A 19,154-nucleotide genomic window follows, 5' to 3' on the forward strand; every position below is an offset into this window, starting at 1 on the left:
AGGCTGAACATGCTTCGCCAGTTCCATTCTCTTCCTGGCCTGATCGCCGCGCTGTTGGTCATGGTATTGGCCATGAGCGGCGCGATCCTGTCTGTCGAGCCAGCGCTGGAACGCCTACACACCACGTCCACCTCTGCCGGAGAACGCACCGTCGCCCAACTGGCAGATCGCGTTGCCAACCACTTTACAGGCGTGGAGCAGATCCAACGCTCAGCGTCCGGCACGGTGATCGTCTACTACAACCAGAATGGCCAGGCCCGAGCGGAAAAGGTCGACCCTCTGACCGGCCAAGGCCTCGCCCCTTACGAACCATCCGCGTTCTCCCGCTGGATGAAAAACCTGCACCGCTCGTTATTGCTCGGCACACCGGGACATGGAGTGTCGGCTATCGGTGCCCTGTTCATACTGACGTTGTCAGTGTCCGGCGCGCTATTGCTGGCCCGGCGCCTGGGTGGCTGGCACAACCTGCTGCGGCCGCTGCGGGGTACTTTCAGCCAGCGCTGGCACGCTGAAGTCGGGCGACTGGCCTTGCTCGGGATGCTGCTGTCGGCATTGACCGGGCTCTATATGTCCGCCACCACCTTTGGTTTGATCGCTGAGGGCAATCAACATGAACCCGCCTTCCCCACTCACCTCAATGCCGGCCCGGCTTTGCCGGTGGCGAAGCTGCAAGCCTTGCAGGCCACCGACCTGAACGACCTGCGCGAGTTGGTCTACCCGAGTCCCGGCAACCCCCACGATGTGTTTTCCCTGCGCACGGGCCAGGGCGACGGCTATGTGGACCAGGCCAGCGGCGCCTTACTGTCCTATCAAACGCATGATTCGATGCACAACCTCTACGAACTGGTCTACCAGTTGCATACAGGCGAAGGCCTCTGGTGGCTGGGCCTGCCGCTGGGGCTATGCGCCCTCTGCGTGCCGTTGATGAGCGTGACCGGCATAGTGTTATGGTGGCGCCGCCGCAAAGCCGGCCCGAGCATCCGCCACAACAGCCCGGCTCACTCCGCCGACAGCGTGATTCTGGTTGGCAGTGAAAACAACAGCACCTGGGGTTTTGCCAAGACCTTGCATGACGCCTTGCACCAGAGTGGCCATCAAGTGCACAGCACGGCGATGAATGAATGGTCGGCCGATTACCGTAATGCCCAACGGGTGTTCATCCTCACAGCGACCCACGGAGACGGCGATGCGCCGGCTTCGGCTTCGCAGTTCCTCGCGCGGCTCGCCAAAACCGGCCTCAAGCCCGGCCTGCCCTTCGCAGTGCTGGGCCTGGGCGATCGCCAGTTTGCGCAGTTCTGTCAGTACGCGTACCAAGTGCAGGATGCAATGGTGCAGGCCGGTGGCTCGCCATTGCTGGGACTGGAAACCATCAACCGCCAGTCTTCTCAGGAGTTCGCTCGCTGGGGCCACGCGTTGAGCGACGTGTTGGGACAGGAGTTGGCACTGGTTCACACCCCGCAACAGCCGCGTACCCATTCATTGCAGTTGACAGAGCGGATCACCTATGGCGAAGAAGTGAACGCACCTACCCATATCCTGCGCTTCAAGGCTTGCGGCGAACTGCCAGGCTTCCTGGCCGGCGACCTGGTAGGGATTTTCCCCCCGGGCAGCCCAATCCCCCGCCTCTACTCGCTGGCCAGCGGTTCCCAAGACGGCACGTTGGAGATCTGTGTGCGTAAACACACCGCTGGCCAGTGCTCGGAGTATCTTCATGGCCTGGACATCGGCGCGCAGATCGAAGCCTTCATCCAGCCCAACCCGCAATTTCGTCCCGCGTCGGGCGTGCACCCGGTGATCCTGATCGGCGCCGGTACCGGTATCGGTCCTCTGGCCGGCTTTATCCGCAACAACAAGGCCCGACACCCGATGCACTTGTATTGGGGCGGCCGCAACCCAGCCTCGGACTTTCTCTACGAACCGCAGCTCAACCAATATTTGTCCGACCGCCGCCTAACGGCACTGCGAGCCGCCTTTTCTCAGGTCCAGGACCGCAGCTACGTGCAGGACAGGCTGATCAGCGATGCCCTGGCCTTGCGCAGGCTGTTTGAAAAAGGTGCCCAAGTACTGGTGTGTGGCAGCCGCGAAATGGCCAAGGGCGTCAAGCAGGCCCTTGATGAAGTATTGGCGCCGCTTAACCTCAGTGTACTGACCCTCAGGGCACAAGGACGCTACCGTGAAGATGTCTACTGAACTGAAGCGCTACAGCCTGAACGGCGAAACCATGGGTACCCGCTATACCGCCCTTTTTTATGCCGCCGCCGGGCTCGATATCGACGAAGTTAGGTTGCGCCTGACCCGCGCCGTGGCCCGGGTGGATCAGCAGATGTCTACCTGGAAACCCGACTCGGACCTCAACCGCCTCAATGCAGCCCCCGCGCAGCAATGGGTGCCGGTGCCCAAGGAACTGACAACGGTCCTGACTGCTGCATTGCACGTCAGCCAGCAATCCGGCGGTGCCTTCGACATCGCTGTCGGTGACCTGGTGAACGCCTGGGGCTTCGGCCCAGGGAAGCAGACGGTCACCGCGCAGGCGATCGGCACCCTGACGCCGGGCGCCCGGCTGTTAGCCAGCGCCGCATTGGTGGTTGATCCACAACGCAATCAGGTGCTCAAGCGCGAGCCGTTGAACCTTGACTTGAGTGGCATCGCCAAAGGTTTTGGCGTGGATGAACTGGCCCGTTGCCTGGAGACTCTGGGTATCACTCGCTACCTGGTCGGTATCGATGGCGAGATGCGCGCCCGCGGTCTCAAACCTGACGGCCAAAGCTGGGCTGTGGCCCTGGAAAAGCCCAAACGAGGCGTGCGTGAAGTCATGGGCGTGATGGAACTCAGTGATGCCTCAATCGCGACTTCCGGCGACTATCGACACTGGGTCGACGTGGCCGGTCAGTCCTATGCTCACACCATGAACCCGGCCACCGGCGCGCCGCTGTGCAGTCCGCTCGCCGCCGTCACCGTGGTGGCGGCCTCGTGCATGCTCGCCGATGCCTGGGCCACGGCGCTGATGGTCCTGGGCGAGACCGAAGGCCCGCGCCTGGCTCAGGAACGCGGGATGGACGCGCTATTCGTACTGCGCGAGGGGGAACAGCTCAAAGAACTATCCATTGTCGGCGGACAGTTGCAGACGCAAATCGACACCCGCTGACACGGATGCGGACGTGTTCCTGTCCGCGGTGTACCGCCTGATAACAGTGAATCACGTTGCACAGGCGCAGCGTTCAGGCTACCACTGGCTGGTCAGTGTTATCGGGACACGCAGCGGCGCAGCGGGGCCGTTACGCTGCCCGCACATCTCGTCGTGCACCACCTGTTGGACCAACATGCAGGGAATCGGTGGCATGTCGGCCAGCAAGTGCCGCAGCTCGGTCGTCGACCGCACGCGAACCGGTTGCCCATGGGCATCGCTCAATGTCACGGGACCGGCGTCGGTCAAGGCACGGAGGACGTAGAAGCCACCCTCCAGCGACAACAGTTCCAATTCCTTTGCTTCGCCGGTCGATACCAGTTGGGTAAGCGCGATCAAGTTCATGATGTACCCTCGGACAGGTGGCGGAAAATAGGTTGGATCGACCGCTCTCCACGCCTGGTCGGCTTGCGTTCGAGGCGGCTGATCAGGGTGTCGTCATCCATGAGGTGCATCCAGTCGTCCAGTGCCGTCCGCCGACCGCAGCCCAACGAGCAGCACCCCATAATTCTGTACAAATATAGCACCGTGTACAGATATTATACTTACTTGCATAGATTTCCATGCGCAGTGCCCCCGGTCAGGCAACGGCCTGGGCACCGCACGAGGCCAAGCCGGAAAGAAGGATTCGCTCATGCTGTACATAGTCATGCTCGGTGGTCGCCATCCACGGGCACGTATCGAGGTACACGACGTGCTGTTTGCACAGGCCGACTCACTCGAGCAAACGTACCCACAACTGTGCCAAGGCTGGTTCGGGAGCCGCCAGGGCCTGCACATCGACTCGTGGATCGAAGTCAGCGGTGTCGACCACTACCGCGTCGAGTTCAGTCAGGCGGCGCCTGGGTCGGATGACCCTCGACTGTTCTTCATCAACCTTGGAGGCTACGAGGACGGGGTGTTTGGCGAGGCCCACCGTTACCTGTTGGTGGTGGCCAGGGACAAGGCAGAGGCCAAGCGTCTGGGCAAACGACGCCTGCAGGCAAACTGGCTCAAGCAGCATATCGATACGGTACTGGAAGTCGACGACTGTTTGCCGATTGAGTGGGTGAACGGCCGTTACGTGCACCTGATCGAAGGGCCCCATGACGGCTTACGGCAATACAGCGACTATATCGTGCTCTGACCTTGTACAGGTTTAGCCTCGATCAACACTGCAACAGCCCACCGGAGGACCGCCTGATGAATCGCATTGCACCCGCGAAATTAAAGCTCTCCAAATGGACCGCGCGGCACCCTGAGAATAAAGAAAAGCACTTCCTGGTGACGGACCTTGAGCTCGACGACGATGGCATCTTGCTGCGTGTCGAACTGGAAGCGGTGCACAGTGGCCGTAGCCAATGGCTGGATTGGCGAACACTGCGCGACTCAGAGATCTGGATGATGGGCTGGCGCTGAAAACATCCGCCCGCACGCCGTGCACTGCGTCTTCGTGCAAGCCGATCGGGCTCCGCCATGTAGATCGGCTAGAACTCAAACAACACGGCAAATGCGCTGAGCAGCAAGCAGAGGCTCACCACAAGGGTTAAGTACCCTCGCATCGGCAAGTACCATCGAGGCAACGCTTGCGCCAATTTCTGGTCCTGCCAAAGATGAACGATAAAACCGGCAGTCAACATCAAACAGCCCAATGGCACGGCGACAAGTGTACTGACCCAACCAACAAGGGCAGGTATGACGCTCCACACGAGCCGCGCTCGACGATGCTCAGCGAGCATACCCTGCAAGGCCATGGCGAATCCCCAGTGCAAGGCGCCGATGAAGCTCAATATCACAGCGCCATAGCTCACCAGCATAGCCGACCACAACGACCGGTATTGAGCATAAAAAAGGACAAGCAACGTTAATCCAATAAACGGCAGCAAACCGCCGTAACCAAGGACAGCAAAGCGGCTGGGCGATAACGGGGTAGATACTGAATTCATTTGAATGACCCTCTTCGACCGGCACTCAATGGACCAGTCAACCAGACGCTTCTTTTCATACCGGTGTCAGTTATTTCTGCCCGATGAGCTGAAGAAACTCTTGTCGGGTCGTCGGTGAGTCGCGAAATTCGCCCAACATCACAGATGACAGCATGACGGAGTTCTGCTTCTCGACACCGCGCATCATCATGCACATATGCTTTGCTTCAATAACCACTGCCACCCCGGCAGCATCGGTAATATCCTGGATGGCACAGGCGATTTGCCGCGTTAAGTTTTCCTGTATCTGCAAACGACGCGCGAACATGTCGACCACACGAGCAACCTTCGATAGGCCGAGCACCCGTCCTGTCGGCAGGTAGGCGACATGAGCCTTGCCGATAAATGGCAATAAGTGGTGTTCGCACAGTGAATAAAGCTCAATGTCACGGACCACGATCATTTCATCGTTCTGAGACTCGAACAAAGCACCGTTTATGACCTCGTCAAGCTTCAAGGTATAACCGTTGCAGAGGTGCTGCATTGCTTTTGCCGCACGCTGAGGCGTATCCAAAAGCCCTTCGCGCTGCGGGTTTTCTCCAATGCCGATAAGAATGTCGCGGTAATACGCAGCTAACGATGGGTACATTTGGACGCCTCACGGGTGCAACGAAGAGCACCGTCGGGATGGGGTAGCCACGCCAAGTGTGGCCTCAAGCGACAGAAAAGCCTGTAACAACCGGCAAGCAGTGGGCGTAAAGGGCGCCAGGCCAGTGGCGCAACATACATGCCCACCCCTGCGGCCCGCCAGCTCCATAGGGTCGCGTCCAAGCCGGTGACCCATAGCCCATTGGCGAACCTCCCATGCAAAGAAGCCTTCAGTTGCTCGACAGTGACGCCCAACGATCCGGGGTCGAAATCCGCATCTCCGATGTCTACCAGAAGCAGCCTGCCCCCCGTCGACCGCCGCCGCAGGAAAGCGATTTCCCTGGCGCACAGTGGGCAAGCACCGTCGAAGTACAACGTCAAAGGCCATTCGCAATACATGTACAACACCTAATTTTTGTATAGGTTTTTGTACAATTTAGCCGACTTCGGGAAATGCGCAATACCCACGTGGTGCAACCACCACGTTCGAGACGGGGCCGTCTTTCAGGGGATGGGGTACAAGACGTAATGGCAGGGCCTGCAGTGGCCGGGTAAAACGCGGACCCTGAACGCGCCCCAAAAACACAAAACCCCTGACTCCTTATCAGGAATCAGGGGTTTCGCGCTTCACATGTATGGCGGAGAGATAGGGATTTGAACCCTAGGTACTGTTGCCAGTACAACGGATTTCGAATCCGTCCCGTTCGACCACTCCGGCATCTCTCCAATGCCGCGCATCATACCAGCGAATTCTGAAAACGCAAACCTTTATTTGCAAAAAAATCGCGTGGTATCAGGCGCTTGCGTGAACATGCGCCTTACAGCGGCACGCCCAGGCGCTTGGCAACTTCTTCGTAGGCTTCGATCACGTCGCCCAGACCCTGGCGGAAGCGGTCCTTGTCCATCTTCTTACGGGTTTCTTTGTCCCACAGGCGGCAGCCGTCGGGGCTGAACTCGTCGCCCAGGACGATCTGGCCGTGGAACACGCCGAACTCCAGCTTGAAGTCGACCAGCAGCAGGCCTGCGTCGTCAAACAGCTTGGTCAGTACCTCGTTGACCTTCAGCGACAGCTTTTTCATCTCTGCCAGCTGCTCGGCGGTGCCCCAACCGAAGGCAACGACGTGGGATTCGTTGATGAACGGGTCGCCCTTCTCGTCGTTCTTCAGGAACAGCTCGAAGGTGGACGGCTCGAGCTTGATGCCCTCTTCCACGCCCAGGCGCTTGACCAGGCTGCCCGCTGCGTAGTTACGCACCACGCACTCGACCGGAATCATGTCCAGCTTCTTGACCAGGCACTCGTTGTCGCCCAGCAGCTTGTCGAACTGGGTCGGCACGCCGGCTTCTTCCAGTTTCTGCATGATGAAGGCGTTGAACTTGTTGTTCACCATGCCTTTGCGGTCGAGCTGTTCGATACGCTTGCCATCGAACGCCGAGGTGTCGTTACGGAACAGCAGGATCAAGCGGTCGGCGTCGTCGGTCTTGTAAACCGATTTGGCTTTGCCGCGGTAGAGTTCGTCGCGTTTTTCCATGATGGAGGGCTCCGCTTGCTTGAGTTGTTGGGCTAGGCGATTTCACGCCAGTCGAGCCCGTGTTCCTGATTCGCCACCTGGAGCCAGTCCGGGTCGCACCCAAGGGTGTCGACAAAGCACTGGCGGGCCAGTTGTGGCAGGTTGTTCTTGCTGCTGAGGTGGGCCAGCACCAGGTGTTGCAGGTGCTGCCAGCCCAGCTCGGCCACCAGGTTTGCTGCCTGGTGGTTGTTCAAATGTCCTTGGCTGCCGCCGACCCTCAACTTCAAGAAGTGCGGGTAATGGCCGCGGGCAAGCAGGTCGCGGCAATGGTTGGCCTCGATGAGCAATGCATCCAGGCCTTGGTAACGCTCGACCAGGTGCCTGTCGTACGAGCCCAGGTCGGTCAGCATGCCAAACCGTCGGCGCCCATCGCTGAACACATACTGCAACGGTTCGAATGCATCGTGCTCGACCCGCAGCGCGCTGACTTCCAGGCTGCCGATACGCAAGCAGTCGCCACAGGCGAGAAAACCGGCCACCTCCACCGGCTTGCGCAAACCGCGCAAGGTGCCCTGGCTGAGGTAGACCGGTACATTGTAGCGCCGTGACAGCAAGCCCACCCCATGCACGTGGTCGGCATGTTCGTGGGTCACCAGCACCGCGCTCAGCTGGGCCGGCGACACACCGAGCAGCGCCAGGCGTCGCTCGGTTTCACGCAGGGAAAAGCCACAATCGACCAGGATGAAGGTGTCACCACTGGCGATCAGCGTGCCATTTCCCTGGCTGCCGCTTCCGAGTACCGCGAAGCGCACTTAGCCCAGGTGGTCCTGAATGGCGCTCAGCACGCGGCGGGCAACATCGGCCGGGGCCACGGTGTTGATGTTCTTCTCGACCGTTACCTGCACGCTCTCGCCCACCTTGCTCAGGCGGACCTGATAACGCTCGGCACGGGCTTCACGCTCTTCCTTGGTTGGCTCGCTGCCGAACATGCGGCCGAAGAAACCAGGCTCGTTCTGCTTGTCTTCAGGCTTTTCCGACAGGTTGATGTAGTACAGGCCCAGACTGCGGTTGATGTCCTCGACACGCCACTCGCCACCCTGCTCCAGGGCACGGCCTACGCTGGACCAAGCGCGGTCCAGGTCGGCGCCCAGGTACAGCACCGGGTTGCCACTGCCGTCTTCGCTCAGACTGACGCGGCTCGGAGCATCGAAGTCGCGGGCCGCGAGCAGCGAAACCGAACCGCCCTTCTCGGCGCTGCGGTTCATGCTGGCAAGCATTTCATCGACCAGCAGGGCATCGGCGCCGGTATTGCTGGAGCTGGACGGGAAGTCAGGCTCGGCGGTGCTACCGGCCGGGCGCTCGACGCTGACGACGTACACCTCGGAGGTGTTGCGCTGCACGCCGGGTTCCATGCGAACACGTACGCGCACTTCGCTGTCGCCGCTGCTGGCGGTGCTCGCCAGGCGCTGGCCGAGCGAAGCGGACAGTTCGTCGAAGCGCTGCCAGGTGGTGTTGAATTCACCGGTCTGCGGGCGCTCTTCGGCAATGCGGAAACCATTGTCCTCGAAGAACTGACGGGCCACCGGCCACACCTCGGCAGGCGAGTGCTGGGCCAGCACCCAACGGCTGTTGCCGCTGCGTTGCAGGCTGTAGTCGCTGGCTTCGGCCGCAGCGGTCAGTGGTTGCGGACGTGGCACTTCGAACTCGCCAGTGGCGCGGTCGTCGGCGACGTTGCGGGGGATCGGCAACAGCGGGTCAAGGCGCTTGACGTTGCTGGCGTCCGGCGGCAGCTGCATCGGCGCGGTCGGGTGCGCTTGCAGGTAGTCGCTGCCGCGGTCGCGGAAATAGCCATCCTCGCCCCACAACCAGCCACAACCACTGGTGCTGGAGATGATCAGGGCGAGCGTGGAAAGACCAGCCAGTCGCTTCATGCGGTGTACTTCCTCGATTAAACCAGTACGCCGGACTGGCGCAAGGCAGTACGGACTTTTTCGTGACAGCCTTCGCTCAGCCAGGTCAGCGGCAGGCGGATGCCCTTCTGCATCAGGCCCATTTCCACCAGCGCCCATTTCACCGGGATCGGGTTGGACTCGCAGAACAGGTCTTTGTGCAGCGGCATGAGTTTTTCGTTGATTGCACGGGCCTTCTCGGCATTGCCCTCAAGGGCGGCCTCGCACAGGTCGGCCATTTCGCGCGGGGCGACGTTGGCGGTAACGGAGATGTTGCCCTTGCCGCCCATCAGGATCAGCTCGACAGCGGTCGGGTCGTCGCCAGACATGACGATGAAGTCCTTGTCGACGCCATCGAGGATGGCCTTGGCACGCTGCAGGTCGCCAGTGGCTTCCTTGATACCGATGATGTTCTTGACCTTCGACAGGCGGATCACGGTCTCGGCCTGCATGTCGCAGGAGGTGCGGCCGGGTACGTTATAGAGGATCTGCGGGATGTCGACGGCTTCGGCGATGTGCTTGAAGTGCTGGTACAGGCCTTCCTGGGTCGGCTTGTTGTAGTACGGGACCACCAGCAGGCAGGCGTCGGCGCCAGCGTTCTTGGCGTTCTGGGTCAGGTGCACGGCTTCAGCGGTGGAGTTGGCACCGGTACCGGCGATGACCGGAATCGGCTTCTTGCTGTGCTTGACGCGCTCGACCACGTGCTTGATGACCAGGATGTGTTCTTCGACATCCAGCGTGGCCGACTCACCGGTAGTGCCGACTGCGACGATCGCATGGGTGCCGTTTTCCAGGTGGAAGTCTACAAGTTTGTCGAGGCTGTCCCAATCAAGACGCCCTTGTGCATCCATGGGTGTGACCAATGCCACCATACTGCCCGCAATCATGTAACTGCTCCTGCCGGAAAAAGAGAGCGGTAATGGTACTGGGGGCATCGGCCTTGCACAAGCGAAGCAGGCGGGCGGAGCATTCCCCTTCGCGTCGGTTTTCGCTACCCTTGATCCTTTGATCGGTGCAGCACGGCCCGCCGGGCCGTCGACCCTGCTCCCCGCCAGCGTCCGCGACCTCGCATGCGAGCCCGGGGCCCTGTCGACCGGAGGCTTTCGCCCGTCCTGTGCCGACCGCTCATCGCTTTAGGAATGCTGCATGTCCACCCCCACCGTCCGCGAACAATTCCTCGTCATCAGCGCCCTGGGGCCCAACCCCATGGAGCTGGCCAATGTCCTCAGCCGCGCCGCCTTCGAAAACCGCTGCGCGGTGGTCACCTCGCGCCTGAGCCGCCATGGCGAGACCAGCGCCCTGGTCCTGCAGGTCGGTGGCAGCTGGGATGCCCTGGCGCGCCTGGAAGCCATGCTGCCGGGCCTGGGCAAGAAACACGGCCTGACCCTCGATGTAGTGCGCAGCGCCGACCAGGAGGTACGCCCCCAGGCCCTGCCATACGTCGCCTACATCAGCGCCGCCTACCGCCCGGATATCATCAGCGAGCTGTGCCAGTTCTTCCTTGACCACCGCGTCGAACTGGAAGCCTTGACCTGCGACACCTACCTGGCGCCGCAGACCGGTAGCAGCATGCTCAATGCCCAGTTCACCGTGATCCTGCCGGCCGGCACCCAGATCAGCTGGCTGCGCGACCAGTTCCTCGACTTCGCCGATGCCCTGAACCTGGATGCCTTGATCGAGCCTTGGCGCCCACAGAACCCCATGTAAGGAAGCTTCCCATGGCCGTAGAACTCGACAAACCCGTCGCCGATTTCCAGGCCCAGGCCACCAGTGGCCAGGCCGTGAGCCTCGCTGCGCTCAAGGGCCGCCAAGTGGTGCTGTACTTCTACCCGAAGGACAGCACGCCGGGCTGCACCACCGAAGGCCAGGGTTTCCGTGACCAGCACGCAGCCTTCGAGGCCGCCAACACCGTGGTGTTCGGTGTTTCCCGCGATGGCATCAAGTCCCATGAGAATTTCAAGGCCAAGCAGGGCTTCCCGTTCGAGCTGATCAGCGACAAGGACGAGGCGCTTTGCCAATTGTTCGACGTGATCAAGCTGAAGAAGCTGTATGGCAAGGAGTACCTGGGCGTCGACCGGAGCACCTTCCTGATCGACAAGGACGGTGTGCTGCGCCAGGAATGGCGTGGGGTGAAGGTGCCGGGGCATGTGGACGCCGTGTTGGCGGCGGCCCAGGCATTGAACAAGGCTTGAGCCTGATGGGGCTGCCCTGCAGCCCCCCCCCAGATTACAACATCGGCGAAACGCTAGGCTCCTGCCGCGGCCAGGCATCCAGTACCGCCTTGATCAACGTCGCCAGCGGGATCGCGAAGAAGATCCCCCAGAAACCCCACAACCCGCCGAACAGCAACACCGCACAGATGATCGCCACCGGATGCAGGCTCACCGCTTCGGAGAACAACAACGGCACCAGCACGTTGCCATCGAGTGCCTGAATGATCGCGTACACCGTCATCAGGTAGATGAACTGATCACCCCAGCCCCATTGGAACAGCGCAATCAGCGTCACCGGCACGGTCACCACCACCGCTCCGACATAGGGAACCACCACCGACAGCCCCACCAAAAGTGCCAGCAGCGCGGCATAGTTGAGTCCCAGGCTGATGAAGGCGATGTAAGTGGCAATACCGCAGATCAGGATCTCGATGCCCTTGCCGCGAATATAATTGGCAATCTGCCGGTTCATTTCGCTGCCAACCCGGTTGAGCAGGCTGCGCTGTCGCGGCAGGTAACCGCTGACCCAGCGGGCGATCAACTCGCGGTCCTTGAGGAAGAAGAACACCAGAATCGGCACCAGCACCAGGTAGATCATGGCGTTGACCAGCAAGGGCAGGCTGGACAGCGAGAAGGTCAGCGCCCACTGGCCGAACTTGCCGATTTCACCGCGCACCGACTCGATGGCGTGCAACACCTGCTCATCCGAGACCAAGTGCGGGTAGCGCTCTGGCAACAGCAGCAACAGCGACTGCCACTTGCCCAACATCCCCGGCAACTCGTTGAACAGCGTGATCAACTGGTGCCAGAGCAACGGTACCAGCACCAGCAGGACCACCGCCAAAGCCCCCATGAACAGCGCGAACACCACGCTTACCGCCACCCGCGTAGGTACCCGCAGGCGCTCCAGGGCGTTGACCAGCCCCTGCATCAGGAAGGCCAGCACCAGGCCCGCGAGCACCGGCGCCAACATGCCGCCAAGGGTCAGCACCGCCGTGAAGGCCAGGAACAGCAGGACCGCCAGCACCACCGCCTCCTCATCGGAGAAGTAGCGCTGTATCCAGTCGCGAAGCACTTTGAACATTGACGATCCTTGATTGAGACTCAGGCCTTGCGCAGCCAGTAGGTGAAGACGCCGGCCTCGGCCGTTTCGTGCAGCAGGGTATGACCGGCCAGCTGGGCAAAAGTGCGGAAGTCGCGCTGCGAGCCGGCATCGGTGGCGACCACCTTGAGCACCGCGCCACTGGCCAGGCGGTTAAGCTCCATCTTCGCCTTGAGCAGGGGCAGCGGGCAGTTCAGCCCGCTGGCGTCGAGTTCGGCGTCGCAGGTCAGGGTGTCACTCATTGCAGGCGTCTCCAGAGGCTTGGTCAGGCAGGTTCGCTAGGATACCGCCACTGGTCGCCAACGTGTGAGCGGGCTACAGTAGGGGCTTTGATCCGACGCGAGCTTCGTGCATGAATCTACTGCGCCCTACCCTGCTGACGCTGGCCTGCCTGATGGCCCTTCCCGGCCACGCCGACGACCTGCCGTCACTGGGCGACGCCAGTTCAGCAATCGTCTCGCCGCAGCAGGAGCACCAGCTTGGCCGCGCCTGGCTGAGCCTGTTGCGCGGCAACGTCAACCAGCTGAACGACCCACAACTCAAAGACTACGTCGAAACCAGCGTGTACCGGCTGGCCGAAACCAGCCAACTGCAAGACCGACGCCTTGAGTTCATTCTGATCGACAGCCGCGAACTCAACGCCTTTGCAGCGCCTGGCGGCATCGTCGGGGTCAACGGTGGCCTGTTCCTCAATGCCCAGACCGAAGGCGAATACGCCTCGGTCCTGGCCCACGAACTGGCGCACTTGTCCCAGCGCCACTTCGCCCGCGGCGTCGAGGCCCAGCAACGCATGCAGTTGCCGATGATGGCAGCGCTGCTGGCTGGTATCGTGCTGGCCGCAGGTGGTGGCGGCGATGCCGGCATCGGCGTGATCGCCGGCACCCAGGCAGCGGCCATTCAGGAGCAACGGCGTTTCTCGCGGCAGAACGAGCAGGAAGCCGACCGCATCGGCATCCAGAACCTCGAGAAAGCTGGCTACGACCCGCGCAACATGCCATCGATGTTCGAACGCCTGGCGCGCCAGTACCGCTACGATGCCAAGCCACCCGAATTTCTGCTGACGCACCCGGTGACCGAGTCGCGTATCGCCGACACCCGCAACCGCGCCGAACAGGCGCCCAAGGGGGGGGTGGAAGACAGCCTGCGCTACCAACTGATCCGCGCCCGCGTGGCATTGACCTACGAAGGCACCCCAGGCCTTGCAGCCAAGCGCTTCCGCGCCCAGCTCGACGAAAATCCGAACATGGACGCCGCCCGCTATGGCCTGGCCCTGGCGCAGATCAAGGGCGGCCAACTCAATGAAGCGCGGGAGAACCTCAAGCCGCTGCTGGCCAAGGCACCCAACGACATCACCTACAACCTGGCGCAGATCGACCTGGACATTACCAACAACCGCCTGGCCGATGCCATGCAGCGGGTGGAGCGGATGCGCGGTTTGTACCCGGGCAATTATCCGTTGAAACAAGTGCGTGCCGACCTGCTGGTCAAGCAGGGCAAGCCAGCCGAGGCGGAAAAAGTTCTGGATGACCTGCTCAAGAGCCGCCCGGACGACCCGGACGTGTGGTACGACGTGGCTGAAGTTCGCGGACTGTCAGGCAATACCATTGGCTTGCATCGCGCCCGCGCGGAGTACTTCACCCTGGTGGGCGATTTCGACCAGGCGATCCAGCAGCTCGACTACGCCAAGCGCCGTGCGGGCAGCAACTTCCCGTTGGCGGCGCAGATCGACCAGCGCCAGCGCGAGGTGATGGAGCAGCAGCGGATGGTCAAGGACATGATGGGACGCTGACGAGCGCCCGATCACTGCCAAGCCAGCACCTACAGGCATAGCACTTGTAGGCGCCGGCTTGCCGACGATCAGGTTTCAAGCATTTCCGGAAAGCTTCAGGCGCGCCGCCTGGGTGAAGTCCAGCATGCGATTCAAAGGCTTGATCGCCTTCGGCACCAGCGCTGGGTCCACGAAGATTTCATTGCTGCCCTTGCGCAGGCAATCCAGCACCCGCTCCAGGGTGTTCATGGCCATCCATGGGCAATGTGCGCAGCTGCGGCAAGCGGCGCCGTTACCCGCGGTGGGCGCTTCGACGAACTCTTTGTCTGGGCACAGCTGCTGCATCTTGTAGAAGATGCCGCGGTCGGTGGCGACGATGAAGGTCTTGTTCGGTAGGGTCTGGGCAGCCTTGATCAACTGGCTGGTGGAACCTACCGCATCGGCCAGCTCGATGACCGACTCCGGCGACTCCGGGTGAACCAGAATGGCAGCGTCCGGATAAAGCGCTTTCATATCGGCCAGCTGACGCGACTTGAATTCTTCATGGACGATGCACGCGCCGTCCCACAGCAGCATGTCGGCCCCGGTCTGCTTCTGGATGTACCGCCCCAAGTGCTGGTCCGGGCCCCAGATGATGGTTTCGCCGTTGTCCATCAGGCTTTCGACGATTTCAAGGGCGCAGCTGGAGGTCACCACCCAGTCGGCACGCGCCTTCACTGCGGCGGAGGTGTTGGCGTAAACCACCACGGTGCGCTCGGGGTGCTGGTCGCAGAAAGCGGAGAACTCTTCGACCGGGCAACCCAGGTCGAGCGAGCAGGTCGCTTCCAGGGTCGGCATCAGCACGCGTTTTTGCGGCGTGAGGATCTTGGCCGTTTCGCCCATGAAGCGCACGCCGGCGACAACCACGGTTTCGGCCGGGTGATTCTTGCCGAAACGCGCCATTTCCAGCGAGTCGGACACACAGCCACCGGTCTCTTCGGCCAGCGCCTGGATGACCGGGTCGCAGTAATAGTGAGCCACCAGAACGGCGTTCTGGGCCTTGAGCTCGGCGGCGATGGCCGCACGGTATTCGGCCTCCTGCTCGGCTGTCAGCGGGTTGGGCTGCTTGGCGTCAAGATGGGCCTGAACCAAAAGGCGTTCGGAAATCTGGGTCATGATCGCTGGACCTGCGGGCGCGCATGCGCGTCATATCGAGTGTATCACCCGGCCCTGGCAGATCGGCTAGCGGTGCCGGACGGCAGGCATGCCGCCACGGCCCTCTGCGGGCGCGGATTATTATCGGACGCCGAAGGCTACAGACAATCAAGGGAATTCAAAAGCGGTTTTTTGTGTTGCCGGTGCAGGCCTATTGCGGCCTGCGCCTGCTCCAACAGGTGCCACCCCCTGAAGGCTGTGGTTACCCGTATGAGCCGGCGCAGCCTGCAACAAGGCCAGCAGCAGCGCCCCAAAGAGTGGGTTTAGCCCTGAGGCTGCATCGACGCGAAGTGCGCCGCGAGAATCATGGCGAACTCTTCGACGGTCATCTTCTTGCCATTGAAGTCGACCATGCCGTTGGCGTAGTGCAGGCTCGACACCACATCAGTGCCTTGCACGGTCGCCATACCGCTTTGCAGCGCCATCATGCCGACCATTTCGCCGGCCTGGCTCGACTGCTGGGCGATCGCCTGGGCATCCGTCTGGCCCTCGAGCAGCGCCCGCAGGGTAGCCAGGTCTCCGATCATGGGCTTGGACAGCGACAGCTTGCCCTTCACCTCGGTAACCAACTGCTTGCCCAACTGGTCGGGCGGCAGGTCGAACGAGTCGGGCTTGGCGAAGTCCATCGACAGGCTGAAACGGCTCTCGCCATTGGCAGTCTTGAACGACAGGTTCTCCAGGGCCACCTGTGGCTTGGATGCCAGCAACTGCTGCAGGTCACCTTGGAATTTGGCCTTTTCCGCCTCGTCCATCTGGATTACCGGCACCGCCTGGCCAGCCTCCGCTGCCTCCTGGAATTCCGGCAGGTGCGCCTGGTACCACTTCGACAGTGCCTCCATGGCCGGGGCATTCAACGACTTGAGGCTTATCGCCATCTGCGCGCTGCCCACTGCGCGGCCATCCCAGGTGATGTCCTGCACCTTGTAGTCCACGCGACCACCAATGGTGTCCGGGCCATCCAGCGCTTGCACGGCTTTCTGTTCGAAGCCCTTGAGCATCAGCACTTCCTGCTTAAGCCCCAAGGTCGCCTTGGCCTCGGCCAGTAACAGATCGAAGTTGCCGACATAGAGTGCTTCGTGTTCGGTGGCGGCGAGGTTGCCGTCGACAGCCAACCCCTTCAGTTCGAACGTGGCAGGCGGATGATCGTCGCCCACCAGCTTCATCTCGAAACGCTCGGCAGTGCCATGGAACTTCGATGCCTTGCCTTCCCGGTCACTACTGACCGCCAACTGCATACCTGAGAAGTCCAGGGTCGAGCCATTGTCCTCAGTCACCTTCACGGGGGCCAGGAATAGGGTGCCTTCGACGCTGCCGTCATAACCGAGGCTGGTGTGCGACGTCAGGGGCGCCTTGTCCCCTGCCGCGGCATACCAGGCTGCGGTCGAGTCGTCCTTGTCCAGCGCACTGTTGCTGGCCGCCATCACTGGCACAAGCTTGAACGCTTTCACCCGAGACCATGGGAACGGGCCATGCTCGATCTGGTCGGTGACACCCAGATCGAAGCTCAGGGTTTCGCCATCGGACAGGTGAATATCCTTGGCCTTGACGCGATAGTGCGCGGTGCTGCTGAAAAAGTGCTGCTCGAGGGAGGCCACTTCGACGGTCATGCTGCCGCCAATGCCGACCAGGGCTTTTTCAAGCTGTACGTTGGCCTGCTTGACGGAGCGCTCCAGCTCCGCCGGAAGTTGCTTGCCGGTGTACCAGGCGCCCGCGGTGGTTGCGACGGCAATGGCGATGGCCAGGCCGGAAAGAATGCCTACTGATTTCTTCATGAATAGAACCGATTGATGTCCATATGGGCGTGCACGCAGCCGAGGGCTACGTGGCAGCGGAAGAATATCACCGACACCCTTCCGGGGTGATGGCCAAGGGGTAGAAATAGCGTTTTTAGGAAACGCCTGACGCGTGAATTGGCAACGTCCTATTCGTCAATTTTTTCGAACATATGCAATGATCAAAACCGCAAAAAATCGCGCACAAAGCGAACAAATAGGGCTTTACGCTGATAAATATGACGTTTTCGTAACATCTTGTCATGTTTAACTTGACACCCACCCCACCCATCGTTTTTTATTTTTCTCACCTTGCTAGCGCCCGATCCACAAAGAAGAAAAGTCGCGTCGTGATCATGCCTTTTTGCACCCATCCTCACGCACCACCGTCCTAGCCCCAGGACCCGCCATACCCGACACCGGCGCCCGTCCGCGCCTCTTCCTGCTCCACACAATAAAGGTGAACAACATGGAGCCCACCCGCTCGCCCTTGCCGCACGCGCAGCTCGCCGCGCACGCCGTCCACGCCCAGCCGCAGGAGCCATGCCAGCATGCAGACTGACCACAGCGCCTCCGGCAGCCACCAGTTCCGCAAGTCCCTGCGTCTCTGGCATGTGGTGATCATCGGCCTCGCCTACCTGACACCGATGACCGTTTTCGACACGTTCGGCATCGTTTCAGGGATTACCTCCGGGCATGTACCCAGCGCCTACATCCTCGCACTGTTGGGCGTGCTGTTCACCGCCGTGAGCTATGGCACCCTGGTGCGACGCTTCCCTCAGTCGGGCTCGGCCTACACCTACACCCAACGCGCGATCAACCCGCATGTTGGCTTCCTGGTGGGTTGGTCGTCGCTGCTGGACTACTTGCTGCTGCCAATGGTCAACGCGCTGCTGGCCAAGCTGTACCTGTCGGCGATGTTCCCGGAAGTGCCGGAGTGGATGTGGGTGGCTGGCTTCGTCAGCCTGATCAGCCTGATCAACATGCGCAGCATCAACCTGGTGGCACACTTCAACCTGCTGTTCGTGGTGGTACAACTGGCAATCATGTCGGTGTTCGTCTACCTCTGCGTACGCGGCCTGAGCCAGGGCGAAGGCGTGGGCACCACCTGGAGCCTGACACCGTTCACCGACGCCCAGACCCAGTTCAGCGCCCTGGCAGCCGGTGCGACCATCCTGTGCTTCTCGTTCCTGGGCTTCGACGCGGTCACCTGCCTGTCCGAGGAAACCAAAGAGCCGGGCAAGATCATCCCTCGGGCGATCTTCCTTACCGCACTGATTGGCGGCGTGGTGTTCATCACCGTTTCATACTTCATGCAGGCTTACTTCCCGAACAACGCACGCTTCCATGACCCGGAAGCAGCCTTGCCGGAAATCGCCCTGTACGTCGGCGGCAAGCTGTTCCAGTCGATCTTCATCGCTTGCACCGTGATCAACACCATCGCCTCGGGCCTGGCCTCGCAGACCAGCGTCTCGCGCCTGTTGTACGTGATGGGCCGCGACAACGTGATTCCAAGCGGTGTGTTCGCCCGCCTGCACTCCCGCTACAAGACCCCGGTGGTCAACATCGCCGTGGTTGGCCTGATCTCGTTGTCGGCGATCTTCTTCGACCTGGTCACCGCGACGTCGATCATCAACTTCGGCGCACTGGTCGCGTTCAGCTTCGTCAACCTGTCGGTGATCAGCCACTGCTACCTGCGCGAAGGCAACCGTCAGGGGCTGGCCAACCAGATGAAGTACCTGGTCCTGCCGACCATTGGCTTCTGCATCATCGCCAAGCTGTGGCTCGACCTGAACGAGCACTCGCTGATGTTCGGCGGTATCTGGGCGCTGCTTGGCCTGCTGCACCTGGCCTGGCTGACCAAGGCGTTCCGGGTTGCGCCACCGAACTACATCGCTGAATGACGCTTGCC

General features: G+C 61.3%; 20 protein-coding genes and 1 tRNA gene. 8 read left to right on the top strand and 13 right to left on the bottom strand.

Translation table 11 applies throughout. The features are described from left to right. The first annotated feature begins 9 nt into the window (after window positions 1-9). Together IF103_RS17930 and IF103_RS17935 are read left to right on the top strand one after the other, a co-directional pair. On the top strand, window positions 10-2,190 hold the full coding sequence (locus tag IF103_RS17930; protein WP_202675524.1) for a PepSY domain-containing protein: 2,181 nt from the start codon (window positions 10-12) through the stop codon (window positions 2,188-2,190). Next, window positions 2,180-3,145: an FAD:protein FMN transferase gene (locus IF103_RS17935; protein ID WP_202676177.1), complete on the top strand. Its 966-nt coding sequence runs from the start codon at window positions 2,180-2,182 to the stop codon at window positions 3,143-3,145. The genes IF103_RS17930 and IF103_RS17935 overlap by 11 nt, the downstream gene beginning before the upstream one ends. Before the next feature lie 78 nt (window positions 3,146-3,223). On the opposite strand, the gene IF103_RS17940 is transcribed toward IF103_RS17935, so the two are convergent. Next, window positions 3,224-3,529, bottom strand: coding sequence for a DUF6482 family protein (locus tag IF103_RS17940; protein ID WP_023381803.1), 306 nt, complete (start codon window positions 3,527-3,529; stop codon window positions 3,224-3,226). A gap of 289 nt (window positions 3,530-3,818) precedes the next feature. On the opposite strand from IF103_RS17940, the gene IF103_RS17945 reads away from it, so the two are divergent. Together IF103_RS17945 and IF103_RS17950 are read left to right on the top strand one after the other, a co-directional pair. After that, window positions 3,819-4,310: a DUF1543 domain-containing protein gene (locus IF103_RS17945; protein ID WP_023381804.1), complete on the top strand. Its 492-nt coding sequence runs from the start codon at window positions 3,819-3,821 to the stop codon at window positions 4,308-4,310. 56 nt (window positions 4,311-4,366) lie between these two features. Further along, window positions 4,367-4,582: a TIGR02450 family Trp-rich protein gene (locus tag IF103_RS17950; RefSeq protein ID WP_202675525.1), complete on the top strand. Its 216-nt coding sequence runs from the start codon at window positions 4,367-4,369 to the stop codon at window positions 4,580-4,582. Window positions 4,583-4,650: 68 nt separating this feature from the next. Here IF103_RS17950 and IF103_RS17955 read toward each other — a convergent pair whose 3' ends face one another. The 8 genes from IF103_RS17955 to dapA all read right to left on the bottom strand — a co-directional run bounded on the left by IF103_RS17955 (window position 4,651) and on the right by dapA (window position 10,080). Then, window positions 4,651-5,109, bottom strand: coding sequence for a DUF3429 domain-containing protein (locus IF103_RS17955; RefSeq protein ID WP_104881360.1), 459 nt, complete (start codon window positions 5,107-5,109; stop codon window positions 4,651-4,653). Window positions 5,110-5,179: 70 nt separating this feature from the next. Next, window positions 5,180-5,737, bottom strand: a complete 558-nt coding sequence (gene folE / locus IF103_RS17960) for a GTP cyclohydrolase I FolE (protein WP_023381807.1) — start codon at window positions 5,735-5,737, stop codon at window positions 5,180-5,182. Continuing rightward, the gene (locus IF103_RS17965) at window positions 5,722-6,135 is read right to left on the bottom strand and encodes a thiol-disulfide oxidoreductase DCC family protein (protein ID WP_023381808.1); all 414 of its coding nucleotides are present in this window, start codon (window positions 6,133-6,135) and stop codon (window positions 5,722-5,724) included. The genes folE and IF103_RS17965 overlap by 16 nt, the downstream gene beginning before the upstream one ends. A gap of 237 nt (window positions 6,136-6,372) precedes the next feature. After that, window positions 6,373-6,462, bottom strand: a tRNA-Ser gene (locus IF103_RS17970). A 92-nt stretch (window positions 6,463-6,554) separates the two neighbouring features. Further along, window positions 6,555-7,265 (bottom strand): phosphoribosylaminoimidazolesuccinocarboxamide synthase, encoded by a 711-nt coding sequence (gene purC, locus IF103_RS17975; protein WP_023381871.1) that lies wholly within the window; start codon window positions 7,263-7,265, stop codon window positions 6,555-6,557. Window positions 7,266-7,297: 32 nt separating this feature from the next. After that, window positions 7,298-8,056, bottom strand: a complete 759-nt coding sequence (locus tag IF103_RS17980) for an MBL fold metallo-hydrolase (RefSeq protein WP_027907408.1) — start codon at window positions 8,054-8,056, stop codon at window positions 7,298-7,300. Further along, the gene (gene bamC / locus IF103_RS17985) at window positions 8,057-9,175 is read right to left on the bottom strand and encodes an NlpB/DapX family lipoprotein (protein ID WP_023381873.1); all 1,119 of its coding nucleotides are present in this window, start codon (window positions 9,173-9,175) and stop codon (window positions 8,057-8,059) included. 17 nt (window positions 9,176-9,192) lie between these two features. After that, window positions 9,193-10,080 (bottom strand): 4-hydroxy-tetrahydrodipicolinate synthase, encoded by an 888-nt coding sequence (gene dapA, locus IF103_RS17990; RefSeq protein ID WP_023381874.1) that lies wholly within the window; start codon window positions 10,078-10,080, stop codon window positions 9,193-9,195. Between the two features lie 259 nt (window positions 10,081-10,339). On the opposite strand from dapA, the gene IF103_RS17995 reads away from it, so the two are divergent. Together IF103_RS17995 and IF103_RS18000 are read left to right on the top strand one after the other, a co-directional pair. After that, on the top strand, window positions 10,340-10,900 hold the full coding sequence (locus tag IF103_RS17995; RefSeq protein WP_023381875.1) for a glycine cleavage system transcriptional repressor: 561 nt from the start codon (window positions 10,340-10,342) through the stop codon (window positions 10,898-10,900). Window positions 10,901-10,911: 11 nt separating this feature from the next. Next, entirely contained in the window at window positions 10,912-11,385 is a 474-nt protein-coding gene (locus IF103_RS18000; RefSeq protein WP_023381876.1) for a peroxiredoxin, read from the top strand. A gap of 34 nt (window positions 11,386-11,419) precedes the next feature. Here the strand turns inward: IF103_RS18000 and IF103_RS18005 are convergent, their stop codons facing one another. Together IF103_RS18005 and IF103_RS18010 are read right to left on the bottom strand one after the other, a co-directional pair. Further along, entirely contained in the window at window positions 11,420-12,490 is a 1,071-nt protein-coding gene (locus IF103_RS18005) for an AI-2E family transporter (RefSeq protein ID WP_023381877.1), read from the bottom strand. A 20-nt stretch (window positions 12,491-12,510) separates the two neighbouring features. After that, on the bottom strand, window positions 12,511-12,750 hold the full coding sequence (locus IF103_RS18010; protein WP_023381878.1) for a sulfurtransferase TusA family protein: 240 nt from the start codon (window positions 12,748-12,750) through the stop codon (window positions 12,511-12,513). Window positions 12,751-12,860: 110 nt separating this feature from the next. On the opposite strand from IF103_RS18010, the gene IF103_RS18015 reads away from it, so the two are divergent. After that, window positions 12,861-14,297 (top strand): M48 family metalloprotease, encoded by a 1,437-nt coding sequence (locus tag IF103_RS18015; RefSeq protein ID WP_023381879.1) that lies wholly within the window; start codon window positions 12,861-12,863, stop codon window positions 14,295-14,297. A 75-nt stretch (window positions 14,298-14,372) separates the two neighbouring features. Here the strand turns inward: IF103_RS18015 and nadA are convergent, their stop codons facing one another. Continuing rightward, window positions 14,373-15,431: a quinolinate synthase NadA gene (gene nadA, locus IF103_RS18020; protein WP_023381880.1), complete on the bottom strand. Its 1,059-nt coding sequence runs from the start codon at window positions 15,429-15,431 to the stop codon at window positions 14,373-14,375. A gap of 302 nt (window positions 15,432-15,733) precedes the next feature. Continuing rightward, window positions 15,734-17,242 (bottom strand): YdgA family protein, encoded by a 1,509-nt coding sequence (locus IF103_RS18025; RefSeq protein ID WP_027907407.1) that lies wholly within the window; start codon window positions 17,240-17,242, stop codon window positions 15,734-15,736. A gap of 551 nt (window positions 17,243-17,793) precedes the next feature. Here IF103_RS18025 and IF103_RS18030 point away from each other — a divergent pair. Continuing rightward, a complete protein-coding gene (locus tag IF103_RS18030) occupies window positions 17,794-19,146 on the top strand; it encodes an APC family permease (RefSeq protein ID WP_023381882.1) in 1,353 nt (450 codons plus the stop codon). Window positions 19,147-19,154: the final 8 nt, after the last annotated feature.

The organism is Pseudomonas sp. SK2, assembly GCF_016772395.1.
Classification (GTDB): Bacteria; Pseudomonadota; Gammaproteobacteria; order Pseudomonadales; family Pseudomonadaceae; genus Aquipseudomonas; species Aquipseudomonas taiwanensis.

Excerpts from the sequence above, each read along its gene's own strand:
- IF103_RS17930 (WP_202675524.1), top strand. The coding sequence starts at position 10 with ATGCTTCGCCAGTTCCATTCTCTTCCTGGCCTGATCGCCGCGCTGTTG.
- IF103_RS17935 (WP_202676177.1), top strand. The coding sequence starts at position 2,180 with ATGTCTACTGAACTGAAGCGCTACAGCCTGAACGGCGAAACCATGGGT.
- IF103_RS17940 (WP_023381803.1), bottom strand. The coding sequence starts at position 3,529 with ATGAACTTGATCGCGCTTACCCAACTGGTATCGACCGGCGAAGCAAAG.
- IF103_RS17945 (WP_023381804.1), top strand. The coding sequence starts at position 3,819 with ATGCTGTACATAGTCATGCTCGGTGGTCGCCATCCACGGGCACGTATC.
- IF103_RS17950 (WP_202675525.1), top strand. The coding sequence starts at position 4,367 with ATGAATCGCATTGCACCCGCGAAATTAAAGCTCTCCAAATGGACCGCG.
- IF103_RS17955 (WP_104881360.1), bottom strand. The coding sequence starts at position 5,109 with ATGAATTCAGTATCTACCCCGTTATCGCCCAGCCGCTTTGCTGTCCTT.
- folE (WP_023381807.1), bottom strand. The coding sequence starts at position 5,737 with ATGTACCCATCGTTAGCTGCGTATTACCGCGACATTCTTATCGGCATT.
- IF103_RS17965 (WP_023381808.1), bottom strand. The coding sequence starts at position 6,135 with ATGTATTGCGAATGGCCTTTGACGTTGTACTTCGACGGTGCTTGCCCA.
- purC (WP_023381871.1), bottom strand. The coding sequence starts at position 7,265 with ATGGAAAAACGCGACGAACTCTACCGCGGCAAAGCCAAATCGGTTTAC.
- bamC (WP_023381873.1), bottom strand. The coding sequence starts at position 9,175 with ATGAAGCGACTGGCTGGTCTTTCCACGCTCGCCCTGATCATCTCCAGC.
- dapA (WP_023381874.1), bottom strand. The coding sequence starts at position 10,080 with ATGATTGCGGGCAGTATGGTGGCATTGGTCACACCCATGGATGCACAA.
- IF103_RS17995 (WP_023381875.1), top strand. The coding sequence starts at position 10,340 with ATGTCCACCCCCACCGTCCGCGAACAATTCCTCGTCATCAGCGCCCTG.
- IF103_RS18000 (WP_023381876.1), top strand. The coding sequence starts at position 10,912 with ATGGCCGTAGAACTCGACAAACCCGTCGCCGATTTCCAGGCCCAGGCC.
- IF103_RS18005 (WP_023381877.1), bottom strand. The coding sequence starts at position 12,490 with ATGTTCAAAGTGCTTCGCGACTGGATACAGCGCTACTTCTCCGATGAG.
- IF103_RS18010 (WP_023381878.1), bottom strand. The coding sequence starts at position 12,750 with ATGAGTGACACCCTGACCTGCGACGCCGAACTCGACGCCAGCGGGCTG.
- IF103_RS18015 (WP_023381879.1), top strand. The coding sequence starts at position 12,861 with ATGAATCTACTGCGCCCTACCCTGCTGACGCTGGCCTGCCTGATGGCC.
- nadA (WP_023381880.1), bottom strand. The coding sequence starts at position 15,431 with ATGACCCAGATTTCCGAACGCCTTTTGGTTCAGGCCCATCTTGACGCC.
- IF103_RS18025 (WP_027907407.1), bottom strand. The coding sequence starts at position 17,242 with ATGAAGAAATCAGTAGGCATTCTTTCCGGCCTGGCCATCGCCATTGCC.
- IF103_RS18030 (WP_023381882.1), top strand. The coding sequence starts at position 17,794 with ATGCAGACTGACCACAGCGCCTCCGGCAGCCACCAGTTCCGCAAGTCC.